The organism is Maribacter sp. R86514, from assembly GCF_044597005.1.
GTDB lineage: Bacteria > Bacteroidota > Bacteroidia > Flavobacteriales > Flavobacteriaceae > Maribacter.
Genome location: NZ_CP138999.1, coordinates 2,500,829 through 2,525,927 on the forward strand (window position 1 = coordinate 2,500,829; position 25,099 = coordinate 2,525,927).

18 protein-coding genes are annotated in these 25,099 nt (G+C 35.9%); 12 read left to right on the top strand and 6 right to left on the bottom strand.

Annotated elements, in window-relative coordinates; translation table 11 throughout:
• The first annotated feature begins 145 nt into the window (after window positions 1-145).
• Window positions 146-3,469 carry a DUF2723 domain-containing protein gene (locus tag SJY30_RS10995; protein ID WP_396632233.1) on the top strand — a complete coding sequence of 1,108 codons (3,324 nt, stop codon included), beginning with the start codon at window positions 146-148 and terminating at the stop codon, window positions 3,467-3,469.
• 80 nt (window positions 3,470-3,549) lie between these two features.
• Here SJY30_RS10995 and SJY30_RS11000 read toward each other — a convergent pair whose 3' ends face one another.
• The 3 genes from SJY30_RS11000 to SJY30_RS11010 form a co-directional block, all read right to left on the bottom strand.
• On the bottom strand, window positions 3,550-3,846 hold the full coding sequence (locus tag SJY30_RS11000) for a thioredoxin family protein (protein ID WP_396632234.1): 297 nt from the start codon (window positions 3,844-3,846) through the stop codon (window positions 3,550-3,552).
• 92 nt (window positions 3,847-3,938) lie between these two features.
• Window positions 3,939-5,168 (bottom strand): metallophosphoesterase, encoded by a 1,230-nt coding sequence (locus SJY30_RS11005; RefSeq protein WP_396632235.1) that lies wholly within the window; start codon window positions 5,166-5,168, stop codon window positions 3,939-3,941.
• Window positions 5,169-5,225: 57 nt separating this feature from the next.
• Entirely contained in the window at window positions 5,226-5,948 is a 723-nt protein-coding gene (locus SJY30_RS11010; RefSeq protein WP_396632236.1) for a copper homeostasis protein CutC, read from the bottom strand.
• A gap of 41 nt (window positions 5,949-5,989) precedes the next feature.
• Between SJY30_RS11010 and SJY30_RS11015 the strand changes: the two genes are divergently transcribed.
• The 5 genes from SJY30_RS11015 to SJY30_RS11035 all read left to right on the top strand — a co-directional run bounded on the left by SJY30_RS11015 (window position 5,990) and on the right by SJY30_RS11035 (window position 14,789).
• Window positions 5,990-6,976 (top strand): isoaspartyl peptidase/L-asparaginase family protein, encoded by a 987-nt coding sequence (locus tag SJY30_RS11015; RefSeq protein ID WP_396632237.1) that lies wholly within the window; start codon window positions 5,990-5,992, stop codon window positions 6,974-6,976.
• Between the two features lie 102 nt (window positions 6,977-7,078).
• Window positions 7,079-9,913 (top strand): DNA polymerase I, encoded by a 2,835-nt coding sequence (gene polA / locus SJY30_RS11020; RefSeq protein ID WP_396632238.1) that lies wholly within the window; start codon window positions 7,079-7,081, stop codon window positions 9,911-9,913.
• A 120-nt stretch (window positions 9,914-10,033) separates the two neighbouring features.
• Window positions 10,034-13,729, top strand: a complete 3,696-nt coding sequence (locus tag SJY30_RS11025) for a thrombospondin type 3 repeat-containing protein (RefSeq protein ID WP_396632239.1) — start codon at window positions 10,034-10,036, stop codon at window positions 13,727-13,729.
• On the top strand, window positions 13,726-14,400 hold the full coding sequence (locus SJY30_RS11030; protein ID WP_396632240.1) for a hypothetical protein: 675 nt from the start codon (window positions 13,726-13,728) through the stop codon (window positions 14,398-14,400). Before SJY30_RS11025 ends, SJY30_RS11030 begins: the two co-directional genes overlap by 4 nt.
• A gap of 89 nt (window positions 14,401-14,489) precedes the next feature.
• Window positions 14,490-14,789 (top strand): T9SS type A sorting domain-containing protein, encoded by a 300-nt coding sequence (locus SJY30_RS11035; protein WP_396632241.1) that lies wholly within the window; start codon window positions 14,490-14,492, stop codon window positions 14,787-14,789.
• Between the two features lie 52 nt (window positions 14,790-14,841).
• On the opposite strand, the gene SJY30_RS11040 is transcribed toward SJY30_RS11035, so the two are convergent.
• Together SJY30_RS11040 and SJY30_RS11045 are read right to left on the bottom strand one after the other, a co-directional pair.
• Window positions 14,842-15,348 carry a hypothetical protein gene (locus SJY30_RS11040; RefSeq protein WP_396632242.1) on the bottom strand — a complete coding sequence of 169 codons (507 nt, stop codon included), beginning with the start codon at window positions 15,346-15,348 and terminating at the stop codon, window positions 14,842-14,844.
• 94 nt (window positions 15,349-15,442) lie between these two features.
• Window positions 15,443-18,073, bottom strand: a complete 2,631-nt coding sequence (locus tag SJY30_RS11045) for a DUF5916 domain-containing protein (protein ID WP_396632243.1) — start codon at window positions 18,071-18,073, stop codon at window positions 15,443-15,445.
• 245 nt (window positions 18,074-18,318) lie between these two features.
• Between SJY30_RS11045 and rplM the strand changes: the two genes are divergently transcribed.
• The 4 genes from rplM (at window position 18,319) to tsf (ending at window position 21,558) form a co-directional block, all read left to right on the top strand.
• Window positions 18,319-18,774 carry a 50S ribosomal protein L13 gene (rplM, locus tag SJY30_RS11050; RefSeq protein WP_036151839.1) on the top strand — a complete coding sequence of 152 codons (456 nt, stop codon included), beginning with the start codon at window positions 18,319-18,321 and terminating at the stop codon, window positions 18,772-18,774.
• 1 nt (window position 18,775) lies between these two features.
• Window positions 18,776-19,162, top strand: coding sequence for a 30S ribosomal protein S9 (gene rpsI, locus SJY30_RS11055; RefSeq protein WP_036151836.1), 387 nt, complete (start codon window positions 18,776-18,778; stop codon window positions 19,160-19,162).
• Between the two features lie 241 nt (window positions 19,163-19,403).
• On the top strand, window positions 19,404-20,522 hold the full coding sequence (rpsB, locus tag SJY30_RS11060) for a 30S ribosomal protein S2 (protein ID WP_396632244.1): 1,119 nt from the start codon (window positions 19,404-19,406) through the stop codon (window positions 20,520-20,522).
• Between the two features lie 70 nt (window positions 20,523-20,592).
• On the top strand, window positions 20,593-21,558 hold the full coding sequence (tsf, locus tag SJY30_RS11065) for a translation elongation factor Ts (protein WP_036151832.1): 966 nt from the start codon (window positions 20,593-20,595) through the stop codon (window positions 21,556-21,558).
• Between the two features lie 82 nt (window positions 21,559-21,640).
• Here the strand turns inward: tsf and SJY30_RS11070 are convergent, their stop codons facing one another.
• A complete protein-coding gene (locus SJY30_RS11070) occupies window positions 21,641-23,524 on the bottom strand; it encodes a peptidase M61 (protein WP_396632245.1) in 1,884 nt (627 codons plus the stop codon).
• A gap of 142 nt (window positions 23,525-23,666) precedes the next feature.
• Here SJY30_RS11070 and pyrH point away from each other — a divergent pair, with 142 nt between their 5' ends.
• On the top strand, window positions 23,667-24,374 hold the full coding sequence (pyrH, locus tag SJY30_RS11075) for a UMP kinase (RefSeq protein WP_036151830.1): 708 nt from the start codon (window positions 23,667-23,669) through the stop codon (window positions 24,372-24,374).
• A gap of 45 nt (window positions 24,375-24,419) precedes the next feature.
• Complete coding sequence (gene frr, locus SJY30_RS11080; RefSeq protein WP_036151827.1) at window positions 24,420-24,974, top strand: ribosome recycling factor; 555 nt, start codon at window positions 24,420-24,422, stop codon at window positions 24,972-24,974.
• The last annotated feature ends 125 nt before the right edge of the window (window positions 24,975-25,099 follow it).

The following is a 25,099-nucleotide window of genomic DNA, read 5'->3' on the forward strand; positions in this document are numbered from 1 at the left end:
TTTAAAACAAAGTTTTGTTTCACCAAACATTTTTTTAAGTAAAAATGAAAAAAATATGCTTTACCCATGTTAAAGGTTTATAAAAATAGTTCATTCCTTTCTATATTAATTAGTAAATTCGCCACTTAGGTTTAACCCAAGCTTCATGTTTTCAAAGAACTACCACAAGTGGGACACTATATTAGGATGGTCCGTATTTTTTATAGCCCTTATTACATACTACATTACCGTTGAACCCACCAATAGTTTTTGGGATGCGGGAGAGTATATAGCAACAGCAGCCAAGCTTCAAGTGGGTCACCCACCAGGAGCACCTTTACTACAAATGATAGGCGCATTTTTTGCAATGTTCGCTTTAGAACCAAGTCAAGTTGCTATGATGGTAAACCTAGTTTCCGGCGTATCAAGTGCATTTACCATTTTATTCATGTTCTGGACAATTACCAATATCACCAGAAAATTAATAGATAACGATGGTCCTTTCACCAATAGCAAAGCAATTGCAGTATTTGGTAGTGCCTTAGTAGGTTCATTGGCATTTACATATTCAGATAGCTTTTGGTTCAATGCCGTAGAAACAGAGGTATATTCTATGGCAAGTTTTATCATGGCCTTGTTGTTGTGGCTAGGATTAAAATGGACAGATAATCTTGATGACCCTCGTGGAAACAAGTGGCTTGTATTAATATCTTTTGTTGTCGGGTTAACTTTTGGAGTTCAGTTTATGGGCTTCTTGGCAATACCATCAATTGGTTTACTTTATTATTTTAAAACCTACAAAGAGACCACAGTAAAGAACTTTTTATTAGCTAACATCATTGTTATAGCCATTTTAATGCTGGTATATAAGTTTTCACTTACCTACGTACTTAAATTATTTGGTTGGGGAGAGGTATTCTTTATTAATAGTATAGGTCTACCTTTTAATTCAGGTTCTATTATCATTGGTCTATTATTTATAGCTGCTTTTTACTTCGGCTTAAACTATACCCGTAAAAACAATTATAAGACAGGCAATACCATTGTTCTGTGTATGATGTTTTTATTTCTAGGTTTTTCTTCTTGGTTAATGTTGCCTATTAGAGCAAATGCCAAAGTTGTTATCAATGAGAACAATCCAGAAGATGCAAGAGCACTTTTAGCATATTATAATAGAGAGCAATACCCAGGTGTTGATAGTCCCGTTTACGGTACCTATTATTCAGATATGTTTGCACCTGCAGGCGAAGATCAAGATGGTAAACCTAAATATGAGAAAGATTACACATTAGGAAAATACATTATTGTAAATAAATACAAAGATGCCGTTCAAGGTCCCAACCCTAAACACCAAGGTTTGTTACCTAGAATGTGGAGTTCGCAAAATGCCGAAAACTACATGCGTTATTTTGGAGCCTTAAATTTTAGGATCACACAACCAAATCAAGAATTAAGACAAGCTGCAGAACAAGTTAAAATTGGTTTTGCAAATGGCGAAATTGGCGCCGACCAGTATATAAGCTTCTTAAAACGTTTTGATGAATATATAGAAGTACAGCCGCCAACCTTATGGGATAATATTGAATACATGTTCGAGTTTCAATTCAACTACATGTACCTGCGTTATTTCATGTGGAATTTCGTTGGAAAACAGAATGACGTTCAGGGTCGCTATAATGAAAACGGAAATTGGTTAAGTGGCATTAACGCCATTGATAGCATGAGATTGGGCAGTCAAGAGAACTTACCAAGCGATATAAAAAATAACCCAGGCAGAAACACCTATTTCTTTTTGCCATTAATTTTAGGAATCATAGGTATAGTTTTTCAACTCTCAAAAGACAAAAAACAATTTTGGGTATTATTGATGTTCTTTCTGTTTACCGGACTAGCTATACAGTTCTATACAAACCCTGGAATTTTTCAACCTCGTGAAAGAGATTATTCACTTGTAGGTTCATTCTATGTATTTGCTCTTTGGATCGGTTTAGGGGTTTATGGATTGTATGATAGTTTTAAAGAATGGATCACTCCTAAAATATTAGCCCCTGCAGTAGTTGTTGTAACATTACTTGCCGTACCAACGGTAATGGCGGTACAAAACTGGGATGACCATGATAGATCTGGCAAATTCACGGCAAATTCGTCTGCAAAAGCATATTTAGATTCTTGCCAGGAAGATGCAGGAGCTATTTTATTTACCATTGGTGATAATGACACCTTCCCAATTTGGTACGCACAGGAGATTGAACACTACAGAACAGACGTTCGTATAGTTTGCACCAGTCTTTTTGAAACAGATTGGTATGTGGATCAAATGAAGGTTGCCGCTTATGAAAGTGCACCTATACCTTCTCAGATTACACATGAAAAATATAGATGGGGATCAAGAGATGTGCTATACCACCAAGGTATTACAGAGAATAGATGGCCAATTAAGGACTTCATCAATTGGATCGACAGCGATAAACCTAGAACAAAGCTTAAGTATTTATTTGAGCAAAATGGTGCAGATTTAAGTCAGTATTCTGAGGATACTCAAAATATGGTTTACTACCCTACTAATAAAATTAGGGTTCCTGTAAATAAACAAAATGTATTAAGCAGCGGCTTGGTCAAAGCAAAAGACGCAGACCTTATTGTAGATTACATTGATATTGACTTACCGGGCGCTATTACTAAGAAGAGCATGATGATGCTAGACATACTAGCAAACAACGACTGGAAACGTCCTATATATTTCTCTGGAGGTAGTTTTGACGATGCTGAGTACTTATGGATGAAAGATTATCTTCAACTAGATGGTTTAGCGTATAAGCTCGTACCTATTCGTACAGAAAGACCTAACGCATTTGAATTAGGAAGAATTGATACCGAATTAATGTATGATATCGTTACCGGATGGGATTGGGGTAATGCAGGTGGCGACATATACCACGATACACAAACCCGTATTCAGAGCGTATCTTTTAGAGGTAATTTAGCTCGTTTAACGGAAGCTTTGATAAAGGAGAACAAAATGGACAAGGCTAAAGATATCATTGAGATTTCATTGACCAACATGCCTGTAGATAAATTTGGATACTACACTTTAGTGGAACCTTTTGTAGACGGCTATTATAAGGTTGGTGAAAGCCAGAAAGCACGTGCTCTCTTTGAAAAGTTGAAAGGCAAATACCAAGAAAGATTAGAGTATTACGCTTCTACAAGTTTAGACGAGCAATACAGCAATATTGATGACATCATTGCAGATATGGAAGCTTATAGACGTAATATAGATATGATCATAACCAATGATAGCGAGGATGTTGCTGAAAAAGAAACCTTAATATTCAATGAGTATATAGATAAGTTCCAACACTTCTATAAAGACGAGGACGATATGGACATGCTTGAAGAAATGCAGCAGACCAATCCAGATATGATGGATACCATGCCGGTTTCTGACACCATTTTACCTGACAATACTAAAACTGAAATTGTAGAATAGATATTCTGTCAAAATAGCGCATAAAAAAAAGCTTTGAGTTTACACTCAAAGCTTTTTTATGTTCTAAATAATATTAAATTTTAAACGTATTCTTTAAGAATACCCATTAGAGTAGTAGCATCTTGTTCGCCACTTTGTCGCCATACCATTTCACCTTTTTTATAGATCATAAGCGTAGGTAGACCCTTAACACGTAAAGCCTGAGAAAGCTCTTTGTTCTTATCTACATCTATCTTTATAACCTTACCCCTACTACCTAAAGCAGCGGCTACATCTCTTAATACAGAATGCATTGCAGTTGACTGCTCGTTCCACTCTGCATAAAAGTCAAGAAGAACAGGTACTTTTAAATCTATTAATTCACCAAATTTGGACATATAAAATGCTTTTCTTTGTTAGCCAAATGTAATAAAAATTGTTAAAATACTACTCTTAACACCCCAATAGTAGCGCAGTAAGAGGGTTAAAATCATGTTAATGCCTTTTTCTTCAAAGTTATTACCGTGATTTCTGGCCAAATACCTACCCTACCAGGATATCCTAAAAAGCCAAAACCTCTATTTACATTAATGAATTGCCCCATTTCTTTGTAAATACCCGCCCAATAAGGGTATCTCCATTTTACGGGACTCCACTTGATCCAACCGGGTATTTCAATACCAAATTGCATTCCGTGCGTATGTCCGCTTAAAGTTAAATGATAATGGTATGCATCTTTAATTACTTCCATTTCCCAGTGCGATGGATCGTGACTCATTAAAATTTTAAAATCATCGGCATTAATCTGTGAGGCAGCTTTTTTTAGGTCCCCGGCTTTTTTGAATCCGCCTTTTCCCCAATTCTCTACTCCCACCAAAGCAATCTTATCATCCCCTTTTTGTAAATATCTATGCTCGTTAAGCAAAAGATCAAAACCCATTTCTTTTTGCAATGTTTTTAGGTCTTCCAAATTCTGTTGTTTCAACTCTTCGGTATCCCAAGGAATATAATCACCGTAATCATGATTACCTAAAACTGAAAACTTACCATCTTTTGCATGAAGGGTACTAAAAAGATCTGCCCACGGCTCCATTTCAGAAGTCATATTATTCACCATATCGCCCGTAAACAAGAGTACATCGCTTTTCTGCTGATTAATAAGGTTTACAGCGTATTCAATCTTTTTTCTATCATCGAAACTACCACTATGTATATCTGAAATTTGGGTAATCTGGTACCCATCAAAACTATCGGGAAGATCTTCGAATTCTAAATCGTATTTCAATACTTTAAAATTGTACTTCCCTTTGTACATACCATATAGCAGCGCCCCAAATGGTACGGCAGCTACTCCTAGCGCCAATAAACTTAGAAAACGTCTACGTGCCGGAAGTCCGAATTGCTTTTCCTCACCATACATTTTTTGATATACACCTGCTATAAAACGATATATATCTTCAGAAAACAAGAATAAGATAGTGATGATATTGAACGTTAACATGGTCAATAAAAAACCAAAAGCATAACTTTTAGATATACTTAAAACACGACCTGTCTCTTCCCCTACAGAAAATTGGTAGATAAAATTTAACATGACCGCTAATGATATTGCAATATAAATCCATGACCACCATGGTTGTTTGGTTATGGTTTTTAATGCCTGAAGCACATAAAAACTTAAAGCAACATAAGCTAAGACAAAAACAAACCAACGAATCATGACTAAAATTTTTACAAAGATATCTGTATCACAGCGGTATATAAGCTCATTTGCATTTTATTTAACCTTGTTAACTACCGCTTTAATATTTTCCAATTGCGTAATTGCTATATAAACATCACTTAAAAAGCGCTCTGAATTCATAGTTATAGCGGGTTCCTGAGCCAGTGTTTGAATCATAGCCGTACCCGACAAATGAACCGCATTAAAGCCATTATTCTTAAAAACATCAATATTACCAGCATTTACACCAGACCCAGGCATAATCTGTACGGTCTTACTTTTCTTTTTTAATTCCGCTAATAGTTCGATACCCAAAGGTGCCAACTTTTGTTGACCTGATGAAAGCACATAATCAATTTGCATAGCATCAAGCTGTTCTAATGCTTCCAACGGATTTTTCACCCAATCAAATGCCCTATGAAAGGTGAATTTCAAATTACCTGCCGCTGATTTCAACTTTTGAGTTTGTGCTACATCCAACGAAAAATCATTTAAGAGTACTCCCGATACAATTCCGTCAAAACCTAATTCAACACATAATTCAATATCGGTAATCATCATATTCAATTCATTAGCTGAATAGGTAAAATCTCCACTACGTGGACGAATCAGAACATGTACAGGAATGGAAACTTGTTCCTTTACCGCTTTCAACAATCCGTAAGAAGGTGTTAATCCGCCAACCGCCAATTCAGAACACAACTCAATTCGGTCTGCTCCGGCACGTACGGCAACTAAAGCAGATTCCAATGAATTAGCACAAACTTCTACAATCATATTCCTATATTTAAGGTCACTAAAAGTAAAGAACCCATCCCATGAAAAGAAGAAAGTTTCTAAGAAATTCTACTACTGTCGCTGCAGGAATAGTATCGGCACCCGTATTAGCCACATACAAAGAAATACCTGTAGTTAAAGAGGCAGAAGTAACGCCTGTTCTACCTATTGCAATCTGTACATGGAATTTTGGCAATGCAACAGCCAAAGCATGGGAGGTTTTAGAGAAAGGAGGTAATGCATTAGATGCCGTTCACCAAGGGGTCATGGTAGAAGAAAACGACCTAAGCAATAGCACAGTAGGAAATGGCGGCAGACCAGACAGAGATGGCAATGTTACTTTAGATGCCTGTATAATGGACAAAGACGGTAATTGTGGAGCGGTTTTGGCAATACAGAATATTGCAAACCCCATATCTGTAGCAAGAAAGGTAATGGAAGAGACTCCGCATGTAATGCTAGCCGGCAAAGGAGCCGAACAGTTTGCCTACGAACAAGGTTTTGAGAAAACAGATTTGCTAACCGAAGAATCGAAACAAGCTTGGGAAGAATGGAAAAAAACATCACAATATAAACCTATTATAAATATAGAAAATCATGATACCATTGGTATGTTAGCAATTGATGCCGATGGCGATATTGCCGGTGCATGTACCACTAGTGGCATGGCATATAAAATGGCAGGCAGGGTTGGTGACTCGCCTATTATAGGAGCCGGACTTTTTGTTGACAATGAAGTTGGTGGCGCTACGGCAACAGGTGTTGGTGAAGAAGTTGTAAGAACAGTTGGTAGTTTTTTAATTGTTGAATTAATGCGACAAGGCAAATCGCCACAAGAGGCATGCGAAGAAGGTGTAAAACGCATCATTGCAAAAAATAAGGACAAACAAGATTTTCAAATAGGGTTTATCGCCATTAACAAAAAAGGCGAAACAGGCGGTTATTGTATTCACCCAGGATTTAGTTATAGAACTTATTCTAAAGAAGGTCATGTAAACAATCCTTCAGATAGTTATTTGAACAAATAACTTATCAACACTGCTCCATAAATTGACGAAGCAATAGCGTAATCCCACCTATTGTTTCCCTATCAATTTGTACTTTTAACGTTTTACAATCAATACTCAAAAATGGCAGATCAAAAAAGACTCTTTTTGCTAGATGCATACGCACTAATTTTTCGTGGTTACTACGCACTTATAAAAAACCCTAGAATAAACTCTCAAGGAATGGATACCTCGGCAATTATGGGGTTCATGAATTCTTTATTCGATGTTATTCGTCGTGAAAAACCAGATCATTTAGCCGTTTGTTTTGATAAGGGAGGTAGTGCCGAACGTACTGAGTTATTCCCCGAGTATAAAGCCAACAGATCAGAAACTCCTGATGCCATCCGTATTGCCGTACCTTATATTCAAGATATCTTAAATGCAATGCAGATTCCTGTAGTAGTAAAAGAAGGATGGGAAGCAGATGACATTATTGGAACGCTGGCAAAGCAAGCTGAAAAAGAAGATTACAAAGTTTTTATGGTAACGCCAGATAAGGATTTTGGACAACTGGTATCTGAAAATATATTTATGTATCGCCCTGCTAGAATGGGTAACGGTATTGAGATTTGGGGTATTCCTGAAATTCATAAACGTTTTGGGGTTCAAAGACCAGAACAGGTTATTGATTATTTAGGTATGATGGGTGACGCCAGTGACAACATACCTGGTTTACCGGGTGTTGGTGATAAAACTGCCAAGAAATTTATAGAGCAGTTTGATTCAATGGAAGGGCTTTTGGCGAATACCGATAAGCTTAAAGGTAAAATGAAAGAAAAAGTAGAAGCCAATGGTGAACTTGGTTTGCTTTCTAAAAAATTAGCTACTATTTGTTTAGATGTTGATGTTACTTTTAATGCTAGTGATTATGAAATGTCTGAACCAAATGCCGAAGAAGTTCAGAAAATATTTGAAGAGCTTGAGTTTAGAAGATTAAAAGATCAATTTATAAAATTATTCTCTGCGGAAGCCGAAGAGGCGAATACAGAAGCTACAAACAAACCAGTCGCTAAAAAAGAGATACAAGATGCTGGATCAGGACAGTTCTCGCTATTTGGAAGTCCTGCAGATGCTGGTGCAACCGTTAAAGATTTTTCAAGCAGAAAGACCATTGCAGATGTTGCACACTCCTACCAAAGTGTTGCTCCTGGTATGGCAATGAAATTATTTCTAAAAAGCTTAATGCAGCAAACCTCTGTATGTTTTGACACCGAAACTACAGGTTTAGATCCTTTGACAGCGGAATTAGTTGGTATTGCTTTTTCTTGGGAAGCAACAAAAGGATATTACATCCCCTTCACGGACAATAAAGAAGAAGTTCAGACACTTTTAGATGAATTACGCCCATTCTTTGAATCTGAAGAAATTGAAAAAATAGGTCAGAATTTAAAGTACGATATTAAAGTATTAGATAAATATAATATAGATGTAAAAGGACCTTTATTTGACACCATGTTGGCACACTATCTAATTAATCCGGATATGCGCCATAATATGGATGTACTGGCGGAGACCTATTTAAACTACACTCCCGTTTCCATCACAGAACTTATTGGTAAAAAAGGAAAGAATCAATTAAGCATGCGCGATGTTCCTTTAGAAAAACAAACGGAATATGCTGTTGAAGATGCAGATATCACTTATCAACTTGCACAACATTTTAGACCAGAATTAAAGGAAGCCAATACCGAAAAGTTATTTCAAGACATTGAGATTCCGTTATTACGCGTTTTGGCGGACATGGAATTGGAAGGCATCAATTTAGATGAGAAATTCTTGAATTCACTTTCAGAAGACCTGAACAATGACATTAGCAATTTAGAAAAGAAAATTTACGAAGTTGCCGGTGAAGAATTCAATATTGGTTCACCCAAACAACTAGGCGAAATACTGTTTGACAAACTAAAACTAGTCGACAAGCCTAAAAAGACCAAAACAGGTCAGTATTCTACTGCAGAAGATGTATTGTCCAATTTGGCAAAAGACCATGAAATTATTCAGAATGTATTGGATTATAGAGGTCTTGCCAAATTGAAAAGCACGTATGTAGATGCACTGCCAGAACAAGTAGAACCATCTACAGGCAGAGTACATACAGACTATATGCAGACCGTTGCGGCAACAGGTCGTTTAAGCAGTAATAATCCAAATTTACAGAACATACCAATTAGAACAGAACGCGGTAGACAAGTAAGAAAAGCGTTTGTACCAAGAGATGAAAATTATACTTTATTAGCAGCGGATTATTCACAAATAGAGCTACGTATTATTGCTGCGTTAAGTGAAGAAACTACAATGATAGAAGCTTTTAAGAATGGTGAAGATATTCACGCCTCTACGGCTTCAAAAGTATTTAATGTGCCTTTGGAAGAAGTGACTAGAGAGCAACGTAGCAATGCGAAAACAGTTAACTTCGGAATCATCTATGGTGTTTCTGCATTCGGATTAAGTAACCAAACGGACTTGTCAAGAAAAGAAGCAAAAGAATTAATAGACACGTACTACAAGACCTACCCAAAATTGCGAAATTACATGAGCGAGCAAGTAGATTTTGCACGTGACAATGGCTACGTATCTACCGTTTTAGGAAGAAGACGTTATTTAAAAGATATCAATGGAAGTAACGCTATAGTTCGTGGTGCTGCAGAGCGAAATGCCGTAAATGCACCTATTCAAGGTAGTGCCGCAGATATCATAAAAATCGCTATGATCAATATTCATAACAAACTAGAAAAAGGCAATTATAAGTCTAAAATGCTTTTACAAGTACATGATGAATTGGTGTTTGATATTTACAAGCCAGAATTAGAAGAATTACAGACGCTAATTAAATCTGAAATGGAAAATGCATACAAAATTGCAGTTCCTTTAGATGTAGAAGTTGGTATGGGGGATAACTGGTTGGTTGCCCATTAATGCTAATATTTGTAATAAATGAACCACACTTTGTAAGAAACAATTGTAGTATTTCGACGAAAATATTCTGTTAACGAAACGCTAATATTTATATTAGTGTTTTGCTAACCATATTTTACTATGATTAAAAACTACACTAAGCTGCTATTGGCAGTTTTCTTTTTGATTGCAACACAACTTTTTTCTCAGGGTAGTTCAGCTACTGATCGTGACGCACTGATTGCATTGTATAATTCCACCGGCGGAGATAATTGGACTAATTCATGGGACCTTAGCGCTGATATGAATACATGGTACGGTGTATCCACAAATACAGATGGCAGAGTTATTCATTTAAGACTGCAAAACAATAATTTAACAGGAGTATTACCCCCTGAAATAGCAAACCTCAACTTATTAATTAATTTAAACTTTTATTCTAATAATTTATCAGGGACTTTTCCAACTGTGGTATTACAATTAGAAAACCTAGAACAACTTGGCTTAGAAGATAATAATTTTTACGGAACAATACCCAATGAAATTGAAAATTTAACTAAACTTAAAATACTAAGTCTAAGTGATAATGAATTTACAGGTTCACTACCAGCTGAGATAGGAAACATTTCTTCTTTAGAGGGAATATTTGTGTATTGGAATAATCTAGAAGGAAATATTCCTGAAGAGTTAACTGAACTTGAAAACCTTACTATGTTTAGAATTCTTGGTAATAATTTTAGTGGAACACTACCGATATTTCCAGTTCAAGATATGACATATTTTGATGTAAGAGATAACAATTTTGTCTTTAGTGACCTACAAAACTCCATTTCGAATCAAGCAAACTCGAATTATGGTTCTCAAGCCAATGTTGATGAAGTACAAAATATAACCCTTAATGAAAATACTAATTTAAATCTTGAAGTAAATGGAACAAATCATATAGAAAATTCCTATCAATGGAGAAAAAATGAAATCGATATAATTAACGCCAACCAATCAACTTTTAGTATAACAGGTCTTAAAACTACAGACAGCGGTGTATATGATTGTGTAATCACCAACACAAACCTTCCAGAATTAACACTTTACAAAAATAAAATAACTCTCAACGTTAGTGAATTAGATGATGATAGCGATGGCGTGTCAAACAATAATGACCAATGTGCAAACACTGCAACAGGTGAAACCGTTAATACCAATGGTTGTTCCCAAAGCCAATTAGATGATGACAACGATGGTGTAACAAATAGCAATGACAATTGCCCCAACACTCCTACAGGAGAAACAGTAGACACCAATGGCTGCTCTCAAAATCAATTAGATGATGACAATGACGGAGTAAACAATGCTAATGACAATTGCCCAAACACACCAACTGGGGAAAACGTTGACGTCAATGGTTGCTCTCAAAATCAATTAGATGATGATAACGATGGTGTAACAAATAGCAATGACCAATGCCCAAATACACCATTTGGCAATACCGTAGACAGCCAAGGTTGTATAGTAAGCAATAACAATCAAGTTAATTACACACAGAATTTTAGTTTTGAAAATTGGTCAACAAACCCGACCACACCTGAAGATTGGACTATTGAAAATGAAAATAGCATCATTCAAAGTACGGATGCCACAGACGGATCTTCATCTTTAGAGCTAGATTTAGATAATTCTCTACAATTTAAAACAGAACTCATAAATACTACTGCTATTCAATTAGCAACCAATACAACTTATACCTATGCCTTTGATTACAAAATAAAAAGAGGCACGGACGTTAGTGCTGAAATTCATATCTCAAAAGACGGAAACCCATATGGAATACCTTTATTAAGAGAGTATACAACATTTAATACGGATGGCAACTGGCATACTTTCTCTTTTGATTTTGACACAAACACTACCGATGAATCGCATATTTTTAGACTTATTTTTAGAGCTAACACCACTGAAACAGGTATAATCATTCTTGACAATCTTAGGGTTTTAGGAGACCCTTTACCAGATGCGGATAATGATGGTGTTTTAGATAATAATGATTTATGCCCAAACACTTCTAATACTGCTCTTGCTGTAGATGATGATGGCTGTGAAGTTACAATAGATGGTTCAAATCTATTAGAAGACCCTAGTTTTGAAGATTGGTCTTATGGAGGTGGTGCTAATTTGGCAAAATGGGGTATTTATATCCAATTAGGGAGCTGGGTAAAAAACACAGACATTAGTGATAATCTACAATATAGTGTGGAGTTAATTACAGGTGGTGCTTCATCAAATTCAATATTCCAAAACGAATTGCAGTTCTACAAAGGTGTAGAATATATAATCTCAATAGATTATCAAGTACTAGAAGGCACTTTCACCACTTTACAACTTGAGTTGACAGAAGGCGGTGTATTTGGTGAGATTGTTGCTGAATTTAGCACTACACCTAGTCCATCAGGTTGGCAAACTTTTTCAACAACTTTTATACCAACTTCCAACGAAATGTTAGATTTAGGTATTAGAGTTGAATCTGGTCAAACCGGAGACAGAATTTTACTAGACAATACCGTAATTAGAGCAAATGTTACTGCCGTTGGAGATGACGATAATGACGGAATAATCAACACTAATGACAACTGCCCAAATACTCCAGCAGGAGAAACCGTTGATACTAATGGTTGCTCACAAAGCCAACTGGATGATGACAATGACGGTGTTAACAATGATATAGACAATTGCCCTAATACACCAGCAAATTCAACAGTTGATGAAAATGGCTGTACAGTGACCACAGTAACAGATTCTGACAATGACGGTGTAACAGATGCTAATGACGATTGTCCGAATACTCCAACAGGAGATACAGTTGATCAAAATGGCTGTACAGTGACCATAGTAATAGATTCTGACAATGACGGTGTAGCAGATACTGATGACGATTGCCCAAATACTCCAACAGGAGATACAGTTGATGAAAATGGCTGTACAGTGACCACAGTAATAGATTCTGACAATGACGGCGTAACAGATCCCGATGACAATTGTCCCAACACCCCTACAGGTGAGACTGTAGATTCGAGCGGGTGTACTATTGTCGAAAATACGCTCCCAGATATTCCAAATGATGGTATTCAAGTAAAAGTAGCAAGTACCAGTTGTCCAAATACGGCAAATGGTGAAATTTCTGTTTCTTTCACTGAGGATTACATTTACACGGTTCAAATCACCGGTATGCTATTAGATAACACTTTTAATAACATTAACGCATCAAATGGACTAGTAAGATCAGATCTTTCTTCTGGTTCGTATTCGGTATGTGTAACCATACCTGAGTATCCAAGTTATGAGCAATGCTACACAGTAACAATTGAAACTCCCGAAGAATTTATTTCTGGTAAAACCGTTATAGACTACACCGCTAAAAAAGCAAGTGTTGTGGTTTCTGGAAGTAAGAATTACCAAGTTTTAGTTAATGAGAAAGTGTATTCCTTTGAAGTTGACAATAGTGATAATCAGCAATTATCATTTCCGCTAGATAAAGGCTCCAATTTCATTACAATAGAAACGGATAAAATTTGCCAAGGTGTTTTTAATGATAGTATTGTACTCAGTAATGCTATTTTATCTCCAAACCCAGTGACTGATATGTTACGAGTTGAAGGTCTGGACATTATGACTAATGCTCAAATTATCTTATCAAACTTAAGCGGGGTAACAACTCTACAAGAGCGCAAACAGATAAGTAATGGCACATTAGAAATGAATATTTCCAATCTTTCTCCTGGCGTCTATATGTTAACAATTATAGATGGAGAAAAAGAAATCAACTTAAAATTTGTAAAAAAATGAGATTAGTTATAAAATTAATTTTTGTGGGATTATTAGTTGCGTCATGCGGTGGAAGCGACGACAGCAACAACAATCAGCCAGAGGAAACAGAAAAAGAACTGGGCGCATTTAATCTTATATTTCCTGAAAACAATTTAATATGTACAGAAGGAGAAGATAATGGTACAGACGGCGTTAGCATAGAGCTTAAATGGTCTGCCTCAGCCAATGCAACTTCCTATGAACTTGAAATTACTAATCAAGAAACTAATTCTACCGACACAAGAACTGTAACCACAACATCACTTACTGTAGGACTACCTAAAGGCACGCAATTTTCATGGGGTGTAACTGCAATTTTGGGTTCAAAAACACTGGCGAGCGACTCATGGAATTTCTATTCCGAAGGTACCAGCACAGAGAACTTTGCTCCCTTCCCTGCAGAAATTAGTGTCTCAGATAATGGTGATGGTACAGTAAGCGTATCTTGGACAGGTGAAGACCTAGATGACGACCTATCAACCTACGATGTTTACATTGGCACCTCAGGTAACTTAGAATTGATTCTTGAGAATACAACAAATGAAAGCACCAACTACAATATTACAGCCGGAGAGCAATATATTGCTCGTGTAGTTTCTAAAGATAGCAACAACAATACATCTACTAGCGAAACCTATTTCACATTTTAGAAAGTTAAAGTTTCTTTAAAGGAAGACGAAAATGTATTTTTAAAACGTTAGCATATAGCGTACTTCTACAATGAGGTACGCTATTTTTCATGAAAAGACTTCTAATCATAGTATTTTTGATAAGCCTTGGAGCAAACAAACTAGCTGCGCAAGACATAAAAGTCTTTCCTAACCCTGCAACGAATGTCATCAATGTCTTAGGACTCAAAAATGATTCGAATGCGGCTATAAGCATCAGAGATAGTTACGGAACCCAAATTATCTTTCACCAATGGGATATTAAAAGAAATTCCCTAAATATTCCTGTTTTCAATCTTGAAAAAGGTTTGTACATGATTACCATACAATCTGAACATCAAAATGTAAAAACTAAATTTTACAAGCAATAAAAAACCCTCACACAAAGTGCAAGGGTCATTTATTACTATAATTCAATATAGTTTATCGCTTCACGAAAATCAATTGCCCGTCTTCTGAAAAGTTAGGAATATCAAGATCGCTGGCATCTAATGTCATTACATTACCGTCAATAGTAACACCTATTGCCACTTCCTCACCATTTTCATCTATGGTAGTTACAGTTTCCCCATCAAAAGTATAAGTACTTTCATTGACATCAGATTCTGTTGGGCAAGGAATATCTAAACCCGTAGCAGTTGCGTTAACTTCAATATAATTTGCGGAATTAGAAGCGCTAGCCGTTAAGTCTTCATTAAACTGCAAAGTAATAATGAAGCAATTTTCTTTTGTAAGAAAATCTAGAATCTGTTTTCCAAATTTAGCATCGTCACTTGCTGTTTCATTGTCAATTTCAAGTTCTGTAGCATCCCAAGTACCTATAATAGCCGCACTATTGAGTTCTGCTTCATTTTGGGTCTCATCTTTGTCAGAACTACAAGATACCAGTGTTAATACTACTCCTGCAATTAGTAAAATATGCTTATACATCTTTTTAGTTTTTTTGGTTGTACAAGCTTAAAAACGAAAAAATCAACTTATTATTACATATCTGAACCAACAGCTACCTAACAAGGACGGGGACTTAGAGTATAAATCTATACGTTGCCTTTAACAAAATGGTATTATCTTTTTTCTGCCCTAGTATTTGACGATCTAAATTCCTACCCAAAGTTTCACCAGGATTCCCTGCCCCTACAACCCCTTGAGACCAGACCAAAAAGATTTCCGACCCAGGCACATATTCCCATCTCAATACTAAATTCGATCGAAACTGGACATATGAAAAATCTGGATTTTCAATCTGATAATCTGTAATTCCGTCAAAATCCTCATCAATCAAATAATTATCAATATTATTAGATTGTGAAATTTGATTTTCAGAAAATAAAGTTACTCGCTCATTGAGGCTTTCTGCAATGGGATTATTCACGTAATTAAAATCAGTATACGTTCCTCTAGAAATAAATGGCTCGCCATAATACTGAATAGATAAATTAGGATTTATACTATAATTAAAACGGATGGAAGTACTAAACGTTTTTTGATCAATATTACCGGTAATATATCTAGCATCTCCATTAAAATTGGTTTCGGTAACATATTGCGTTATATTAGGATTCTCTTCAAATTCAGAAGAGATAGACAGGTTAAAAGCATCAAAAGGTTGGTAGTATAATCTAAACACATAACGCGCTAAGGAAAAGTTTTTTTCGGCTGCTTGACTATTTACATAACCCAAGGTAAAACTTAGTTTCTTTCTACTATCAGAACCGAAAAATAGATATGCAAAATTTTCATCTGACCAACGCCAACGTGGTCCGCCACGTAATACGGTATTAGAGAATATACGGGGTTTATGCGCCGCCCCAACTTCTGTCCACCAATTATTTTTATAATTTATAAATCCCTCAAACTGATATTGAATTCTATTATAATTACCCTCAAAATCGTAGGTTGAATACTGACTTAATTCCATATTTGCCCTTCTATAGAAATTAGTGGGTTTAATAAACAATCTACTTATAGATGCAGTTTGTTTTATTTCATCTGCTTGTCTTAGAAACCCAATGTCATTAAGTTCCAATTCGGGTGATCGCCAAATGACGCCACCATCATATCTCCAATTACCACCACCTGCTTTACCTATCTCTATTTTACCACCAGTACCTGTAAGCGAGGTTCTATTAGGATCTACAGAAACATGATCTGCATCAACTCTTTGAAAAAGGTGCGTTATACTAGTTTGCGTTCTTGTAATGGCATCTTCACTTCCTGTAACATGACTACCAACAATGTTGCCTTCCACATAATAATTTCTATCCTTCCAATTGTGTTTAAAATCAAAACCGCCGGTGTATGCACCACTTCTTAAAAAATCTAGATTATCTGGTATATTTCTATTTGTAGCAGTAAAAATTCCACCAATAAAAGAATTACGTTCATTAAAATCTTTTTGCACCCTACCTACCAGATAATTAGTTAGTGGTTCTACAAGTTCTGAACGTTTGTTACCTACAACATCTTCAATGTCTGCATACATTTTACCGGTGACACTTTCTAAAAGACCCAATGACCACCCGTTTTTGGTTTTGCCAGAGAACTTAGCAGCACCCAAAATTGTACTATTGGTTGGCTGATCAATGAATTCATCTGGTGTTGTCGTTGCAAAACCTTGCGGACTTCTTCCTATTCTTCTACTATAAAAAATATTGTCGTTACCATCGGCAAACTCATAATCGAAAATATTCTTGTTCTCGATAAAAAAAGGTCGTCGCTCTTCAAAAAAGATTTGAAATCCGTCTAAAGCAATAGCTCCGGGATCAGCATCTACTTGACCAAAATCCGGATTTACGGTTAAGTCTAAAGTCAAATCATTTGTCAAACCAATTTTAGCATCTAATCCAGCATTTAACCTATAATCATTACCATCACGAAATGGATTACCATCTTGCGAAGGGTATGCGTCATATTGATTTACCAAAAAAGGTTGAATTTCTAATTGTTTTTGTGGTTGAATATCAATAAGTCCCCTAAGTACACCAAACTCACTTACCCAGCCCGGGGCATCTAACGAAACAGGTTGCCAAAGAGAACGTTCCTCTGCCCTAAAAAATCTTCTGTTCAATTGTAAACCCCAAATCTGTTCTTTTTGTTCTCCAAATTTTAATTGACTGAAAGGTATTTTCATCTCAGCAGTCCATCCTTCCGCATCAATTTGAGAAGCAGTATACCAAATTGGATTCCAGCTAGCATCCCAAAAATCTCCATTTTGAGATATAAACTCATCCCCCTTTACGCCTGCGGCAGAAATATTGAAAGAGAAACCGGTTCTTTTATCGTTATAACTATCTATATTAATCTCTATCCAATCACCAGAAAAATTATCGCGCCTTGCAAGTCTTTTTTCTATTTTAGAAGGAATACTATCATAACATCGAATGCCTACATAAAGAAATTTGGCATCGTAGGTAATCTTAAATTTTGTGGATTGACTTGGTTTTTCTCCATTATTAGGATCAAAAACAGTAAAATCCCCATCCCAAGATACAGTATCCCAAGCCTTATCAGACAATTCTCCGTCAATTGTAATTTCTTCTCCTAACGTAAGTTGCTTGGTAATATATTCCCTTTGTACCTTTGCAACATCTTTTTGAGCTACTACTGTCGTTAGAAATAGTAGAAATAAGATACTTAGGGATAAACATTTATTCATAACTGTGCGTTCTTTGGTTGATTGATGTGATAATGAAGAGACACAAAAGAATTGTAATTGTTACAGAAACAGTAATAAAACCTATAAGTTTAACAGTATCTCAATAAAGACAAAGTAGTTAGATATTACATTTATTTAAAAAATGTAAAAAAATAAGAAACAAGTATTTGCAATTCAAGTTAATAATTGTAGATTTGCAGCCCCTTTCTAGGGATTGATTAAAATAATAGTTAAAAATAGCAGTAGTGGATACATTAAGTTATAAGACCGTTTCGGCCAACAGAACAACTGTAAACAAAGAGTGGTTATTGGTAGATGCCGAAGGAGAAACATTAGGACGCATGGCTTCAAAAGTCGCCTATTTGTTAAGAGGAAAGCACAAGCCAAGTTTCACCCCTCATGTTGATTGTGGTGATAATGTTGTTATTATCAACGCAGAGAAAATTGTTCTTACAGGAAACAAGTGGTCTGATAAATCATATATGAGATACACTGGCTACCCAGGTGGTCAACGTACTACTAGTGTAAAACAATTATTGGATAAAAATCCAGAAGGTATTCTTGAAAAAGCAATAAAAGGAATGTTACCTAAGAACAGATTAGGAGCAGAACTTTTTAGAAACCTTAAAGTTTACGCAGGTACAGAGCACGGTCAAGAAGCTCAAAAGCCAACTGTTGTTAATTTAAAAGACATTAAATAAGATGGAAGTAATTCATAAAATTGGTCGTAGAAAGACCGCTGTAGCTAGAGTATATCTTTCTGATGGTAATGGTGATATCACTATTAACAACAAAGATTTAAGCGTATACTTCCCAACTGCAACACTTCAATACAAAGTAAAACAACCTTTCACATTAACTGAAAGCTTAGATACTTACGATGTAAAAGTAAATGTTTACGGTGGTGGTATCACTGGTCAAGCAGAAGCTATTCGTCTTGCTTTATCTAGAGCAATGTGTGAGATTGATGCTGAGAACAGAACAGTCTTAAAACCAGAAGGTCTATTAACTAGAGACCCTAGAATGGTTGAACGTAAGAAATTCGGTCAGAAGAAAGCACGTAAAAAATTCCAATTCTCGAAACGTTAATTCGGAATTACAAGATTACCAGGCACCCTTTTTGGGTGCCTATTTTTATATTTTATCATACTGGAAAATCCAGATTATTAACAAGTTCATTGAAAGTCCTTTTAGGACAATTAAAAATCCTTTAATCACTTAATATTAAAGGTAAGATTAGTTTAGCATCTAAATGATGAAGGCTTTTCGGTTGTAAATCGAAATACCACTTTATCATTGCTAATTCATAAGAACGTAAACTAAATTTAAAATGGCGAGAGTCGAAGTAAAACAATTATTAGAAGCAGGTGTACATTTTGGTCACCTAACAAGAAAGTGGAATCCTAACATGGCTCCTTACATCTACATGGAGCGTAATGGTATTCACGTAATCAACCTTTACAAAACAGTTGCAAAATTAGACGAGACGAATGAGGCTCTTAGCAAAATTGCAGCATCAGGTAGAAAAATACTTTTCGTAGCTACCAAAAAACAAGCAAAAGATATCGTTGCTGAAAAAGCAGCTGCAGTAAACATGCCTTACATCACAGAAAGATGGCCAGGTGGTATGTTAACCAACTTTGTTACTATCCGTAAAGCTGTTAAGAAAATGGCTTCTATTGATCGTATGAAGAAAGATGGTACTTTCCTTACATTATCTAAGAAAGAAAGATTGCAAGTTGATCGTTTACGTGCAAAATTAGAAAAGAACTTAGGTTCTATTTCTGAAATGACTCGTTTACCAGGTGCTTTGTTCATTGTTGATACAATGAGAGAACACATTGCAGTAAAAGAAGCTCAAAAATTGAACATTCCTATTTTCGCAATGGTAGATACCAACTGTGATCCTAGAGATGTAGATTACCTTATACCTTCTAACGATGATGCATCAAAGTCTATTGACATCATTATGACAGAAGTTACCAACGCAGTAGCTGAAGGTCTTGCAGAACGTAAGGCTGAAAAAGGTAACTCAGAAGAGAAAAAAGAAAAAGCTCCTAAGAAAAAAGTAGCAGCTGAAAAGCCAGTTCCAACTCCAGCCAAGGTTGATACTAAACCTGCACCAATGGTTGCTAACGTACCAGACGTTGAGGTAAATGTTGAGGCTACAAAAGAAGCAGTAGCTAAAGATGTGAAGGCTGATGATCTAACAAAAGTTGAAGGTATTGGACCAAAAGCTGCTGAAGCATTAGTTGCTGCAGGTATCGCTACATTCGCAGACCTTTCTAAAGGTGAAGCTGAAAAGATCAAAGAAATCTTAACAGAAGCAAGTTCTAGAATGGCTCATTTAGATCCTACCTCTTGGCCAAAGCAAGCTAAAATGGCTGCTGATGGTAAATGGGACGAACTTAAAGAATGGCAAGACAACACTAAAGGTGGTGTAGAATAAGTTTTTCTATTTTTGATATAAATAAATCTAAGAACAACCCTTTAAAACGGGTATCCTAAAAGAAAATAAAATGGCAAAAATTACCGCCGCAGAAGTAAATAAATTAAGAAAGGCGACTGGCGCTGGAATGATGGATTGTAAAAACGCTTTGGTCGAGGCCGAAGGTGATTTTGACAAAGCCATTGAAGTACTTCGTAAAAAAGGGCAAAAAGTAGCAGCAAAAAGAGCAGACAGAGATTCATCTGAAGGTGCTGCGATTGCTAAGTTAAATTCTGACCAAACTGTTGGTGTTGCTATAGTACTTGGTTGTGAAACTGATTTCGTTGGTAAAAACGAGAACTTTATTTCTCTTGCCAACCAATTAGCTGAAATAGCACTTAGCTGCAACTCTAAAGAAGAGCTTTTAGCTGCTGATTTTGGAGGTATGACAGTTGCTGACAAATTAGTTGAGCAAACTGGTGTTATTGGTGAAAAATTAGAAATCACGGCTTTTGAAAAATTAGAAGCACCATATGTTGGTTCTTACGTTCACATCAACAAGATCGCTGCTTTAGTTGGTCTATCCGCTAAGGTTGAGACTGCTGATGTATTGGCTAAAGACGTTTCTATGCAAGTTGCTTCTATGGGTGCAACTACATTATCTTATAAAGATTTTGACCCTACATTCGTAGCTGCTGAAACAGAGGCTAGAATAGCTGTTATTGAAAAAGACAACGAAGAACTAGGTCGTTTAGGTAAAACACTTAAAAATGTACCTCAGTATATTTCTATGTCGCAGTTAACTCCTGAAGTTATGGCTAAAGCAGAAGAAGATGCCAAAGCACAATTACAAGCTGAAGGTAAACCAGAGAAAATTTGGGATAAAATTCTTCCAGGAAAAATGGAAAGATTCGTATCTGATAATACCACTTTGGACCAAGAACAATGTTTATTAGACCAAAACTTCATTAAGGATGAGAAAATCAACGTAGCTAAATATGTTGAGTCTCATGGTGATGTTTCTGTTTTAGGTTTTAAACGTGTAACCGTAGGTTAATTACAATACAACTAACTCAATAAAAAACCGTCTTACTGTAAAAAGTAGACGGTTTTTTTATTTTCAATAATTTATTTATCTCTTAATTTTTCAACCAGGCATTTCGCAACTTAACGGTTTCTTCAGTTACCCCTTCTAACGGAACAATTTTCCTGACCTTCTTTAAAGGTTGCCCTACTGGTCCTTCTACAGATATCATTTCCCCGTCTCTTTCTACAGTCATGCTTACTACGGTTTCTGGTGCCCAACCAAAGCTTTCACCTATTATCGGACGTAGGGTTTCTAAATTAATATCTTGACCATTGATAACCCTAAAAATATCGCCACCCTTCAATTTTAAATCATCAAAGAAAGAATTCAAAGCTATATTCTTACGAATAAATACTACGCTGTCATTTTTAACATCAACATCCATATAAGGCACTTGACCATCAAAAAAGTAACCGGTAGGCTCCTCAACATTCTTTGTCACTAAACCAACCTTAGCAAAATACACATCATAATCTATAGGTGTTGTACCAATTACATGCTGCTTAAAGAAAGTATAAACTTCAGGATATGTCATGGAAACAATTTCCCCAAACAAAGCATCATCTTTAAAAGGTACGTCTGTACCATATTTTTTAGATAACTCTTTCATTAACCAAAGCATACTCTTCTCCCCTCCACTCTTCTCTCTCAATATAATATCTAGACACATATTTATTAAAGCTCCTTTCTCATATACGTTGGCATAATTAGGTTCATAAGGCTGTTCCAATATATTTTTACTCATAACAGTAAAAGACATACTATCATCATAAAATTTAGAATTAGTGATTTTAGCCAACATACGTTCGTAAAAATCCTCTTCAGTAATTAGACCTTGCTGAATCTGAAATAAATTAGCAAAGTACTCTGTAGTGCCCTCATACATCCATAAATGTTCAGACATTTTTGGGTCGTTAAAATCAAAATACTGAATCTCTTTAGAGTGAACGGACAACGGTGTAACTATATGAAAAAACTCATGAGAAACCACATCTACCATAGCCTGTTCTAAACGTCCAATATCCATAGCTTCTGGTAACACAACCACAGTAGAGGTATGATGTTCTAGTGCTCCAAACCCATGAGCATCTGGCACAGTATTATCAGACATATATAATAAGATGTCATATTCCTTTGTACTATCAACATCTCCTAAAAATTTCTTTTGAGCACCCATCATAGCCACCATTCTATCTTTTAAATCAGACGCCTTGTAAACGTTATTAGGCGAAAAAAGACTTAAGGTTACCGTAATACCATTTATCTCAAAAGACTCTGTATTTGGTTTTGCATACATTATTGGGTTATCAATTACTTCAAAATAACGATTTGCCTTAAAAGCATCCCACAAAGGATCTGGCTTATTATTTACTTCTCTAGCAAGCGTAGTAGTACCTACTAAATCTGTTGGCTTTTTAATCTGAATAGCATAAGGTATTTCTTTGAACCCATCAAAATAACCTACAAATCCATGAAGATTAAGCATAAAATTGCTATCCTTTAAGATATTGGTACCTGCCGGTGAGAAAACAGCATCATCTACTTCATCCTCCGTATCATAAGTATCATTTACCCAATATTGAACTTTATCTAACTGAGCAGCATTTGAAATACTCCAAGAGTTATCATCTAGTTTAGTGCTAGGCAGAACAATCCCTTTATAATCCAGCGCTTCAAAATCTTCAATATACTTACCGTAATTATCTGAACTATATGTTCCAGGCACAGTCTTAGGTATTCTAAATATGACCGTTGAAGTTGTAAACGCTCCAGGGTTGATCCCTACCTGAACTTTATCATCAACAACATTTACCAAATCAATAGAGGTGACAACGGGACTATTCTCGACAGACAAAAGAACCTTACCTGCCCCGCAAGCGTTTAGTAGCAACGCAGTGGCAATAATTAATACATTTTTCTTCATAAAAAACTTCATATGTGAATATTTAAAATCAATGATATCAAAGATAGATAATATGTAAAGACAACATCTCAACGATTTATGTTTTGCTTCAACCAAATATTGACTACACCCATCAAATATTTTCATTATTTTTGATGGCAAATAAAAAATTAAGATGCACTACAAAAGAATTCTTCTAAAACTAAGCGGTGAAGCCTTAATGGGCGAAAAGCAATACGGAATAGACTCTAATCGTCTAAATGAATATGCGGAAGAAATTAAAGAAGTAGTTGAAAAAGGTATTGAAGTTGCCATAGTTATTGGTGGCGGTAATATTTTTCGTGGCTTAGCAGGTGCCGCAACAGGAATGGACAGAGTACAAGGTGATCACATGGGAATGTTGGCAACCGTAATCAATGGCTTAGCATTACAAAGTGCATTAGAAATGAACGGTATACAAACCAGATTACAAAGTGCCATTAAAATCAATGAAGTTGCCGAGCCTTTCATTAGAAGACGTGCCATGAGGCATTTAGAAAAAGGAAGAGTTGTTATCTTTGGCGGAGGAACAGGTAACCCATATTTTACCACGGATTCTGCAGCTGTACTAAGGGCTATTGAAATAGAAGCCGATGTAATTTTAAAGGGAACCCGTGTAGATGGTATTTACACTGCCGATCCAGAAAAGGATAAAAGTGCGACGAAATTTGATAACATCTCTTTTTCAGAGGTACTTACAAAAGGACTAAAGGTGATGGATACTACAGCCTTTACACTAAGTCAAGAGAATGAACTACCAATTGTAGTTTTTGATATGAACAAAAAAGGAAACTTACTTAAAATTGTTGACGGCCAAACTATTGGTACAACGGTCAACCTTTAATTTTCGGTATAGTTTATGTTATTGCGATAGTAATATAATTATTATATGAACGAAGAAGTACAATTTATATTAGACGCTACAAAGGAAGGCATGAATGCCGCCATAGCTCACCTAGAAAGAGAATTTTTGAAGATAAGAGCTGGGAAAGCCAGCCCAACAATGTTATCATCGGTAATGGTTGATTATTACGGATCACAAACTCCGTTAGCTCAGGTAGCCAATGTAAACACCCCAGATGGTAGAACCATTTCTGTTCAACCATGGGAAAAGAATATGCTTCAAGAAATTGAAAAAGCAATTATGAACGCCAACCTAGGTTTTAACCCTATGAACAATGGCGACATGATTATCATCAACGTTCCGCCATTAACAGAAGAACGAAGAATACAACTTACCAAGCAAGCCAAGGCAGAAGCCGAACATGCAAAAGTAGGTGTACGAAGCGCAAGGCAAGATGCAAACAAAGAAATTAAGGATTTAGATATTTCTGAAGATTTTCAAAAAAATGCCACTGCGGATGTTCAAGATTTAACTGATGCTTTCACAAAGAAAATCGAAGACTTCTTAGTTAAGAAAGAAGCTGAGATTATGAAAGTATAACCAAGAAATTTATAATTATCATTTAAAGCTACCTAAACTAGGTAGCTTTATTTTTTTTGTAAAAAATTTAAACTTTTCAATTTAGGAACAGATGTAGCTAATAGTTACCTTTGCGACCTGCAAAA

What these genes read in the sequence shown, in the direction of transcription:
- SJY30_RS10995 (WP_396632233.1), top strand. Translation starts at nt 146, where the DNA reads ATGTTTTCAAAGAACTACCACAAGTGGGACACTATATTAGGATGGTCC.
- SJY30_RS11000 (WP_396632234.1), bottom strand. Translation starts at nt 3,846, where the DNA reads ATGTCCAAATTTGGTGAATTAATAGATTTAAAAGTACCTGTTCTTCTT.
- SJY30_RS11005 (WP_396632235.1), bottom strand. Translation starts at nt 5,168, where the DNA reads ATGATTCGTTGGTTTGTTTTTGTCTTAGCTTATGTTGCTTTAAGTTTT.
- SJY30_RS11010 (WP_396632236.1), bottom strand. Translation starts at nt 5,948, where the DNA reads ATGATTGTAGAAGTTTGTGCTAATTCATTGGAATCTGCTTTAGTTGCC.
- SJY30_RS11015 (WP_396632237.1), top strand. Translation starts at nt 5,990, where the DNA reads ATGAAAAGAAGAAAGTTTCTAAGAAATTCTACTACTGTCGCTGCAGGA.
- polA (WP_396632238.1), top strand. Translation starts at nt 7,079, where the DNA reads ATGGCAGATCAAAAAAGACTCTTTTTGCTAGATGCATACGCACTAATT.
- SJY30_RS11025 (WP_396632239.1), top strand. Translation starts at nt 10,034, where the DNA reads ATGATTAAAAACTACACTAAGCTGCTATTGGCAGTTTTCTTTTTGATT.
- SJY30_RS11030 (WP_396632240.1), top strand. Translation starts at nt 13,726, where the DNA reads ATGAGATTAGTTATAAAATTAATTTTTGTGGGATTATTAGTTGCGTCA.
- SJY30_RS11035 (WP_396632241.1), top strand. Translation starts at nt 14,490, where the DNA reads ATGAAAAGACTTCTAATCATAGTATTTTTGATAAGCCTTGGAGCAAAC.
- SJY30_RS11040 (WP_396632242.1), bottom strand. Translation starts at nt 15,348, where the DNA reads ATGTATAAGCATATTTTACTAATTGCAGGAGTAGTATTAACACTGGTA.
- SJY30_RS11045 (WP_396632243.1), bottom strand. Translation starts at nt 18,073, where the DNA reads ATGAATAAATGTTTATCCCTAAGTATCTTATTTCTACTATTTCTAACG.
- rpsI (WP_036151836.1), top strand. Translation starts at nt 18,776, where the DNA reads ATGGAAGTAATTCATAAAATTGGTCGTAGAAAGACCGCTGTAGCTAGA.
- rpsB (WP_396632244.1), top strand. Translation starts at nt 19,404, where the DNA reads ATGGCGAGAGTCGAAGTAAAACAATTATTAGAAGCAGGTGTACATTTT.
- tsf (WP_036151832.1), top strand. Translation starts at nt 20,593, where the DNA reads ATGGCAAAAATTACCGCCGCAGAAGTAAATAAATTAAGAAAGGCGACT.
- SJY30_RS11070 (WP_396632245.1), bottom strand. Translation starts at nt 23,524, where the DNA reads ATGAAGTTTTTTATGAAGAAAAATGTATTAATTATTGCCACTGCGTTG.
- pyrH (WP_036151830.1), top strand. Translation starts at nt 23,667, where the DNA reads ATGCACTACAAAAGAATTCTTCTAAAACTAAGCGGTGAAGCCTTAATG.
- frr (WP_036151827.1), top strand. Translation starts at nt 24,420, where the DNA reads ATGAACGAAGAAGTACAATTTATATTAGACGCTACAAAGGAAGGCATG.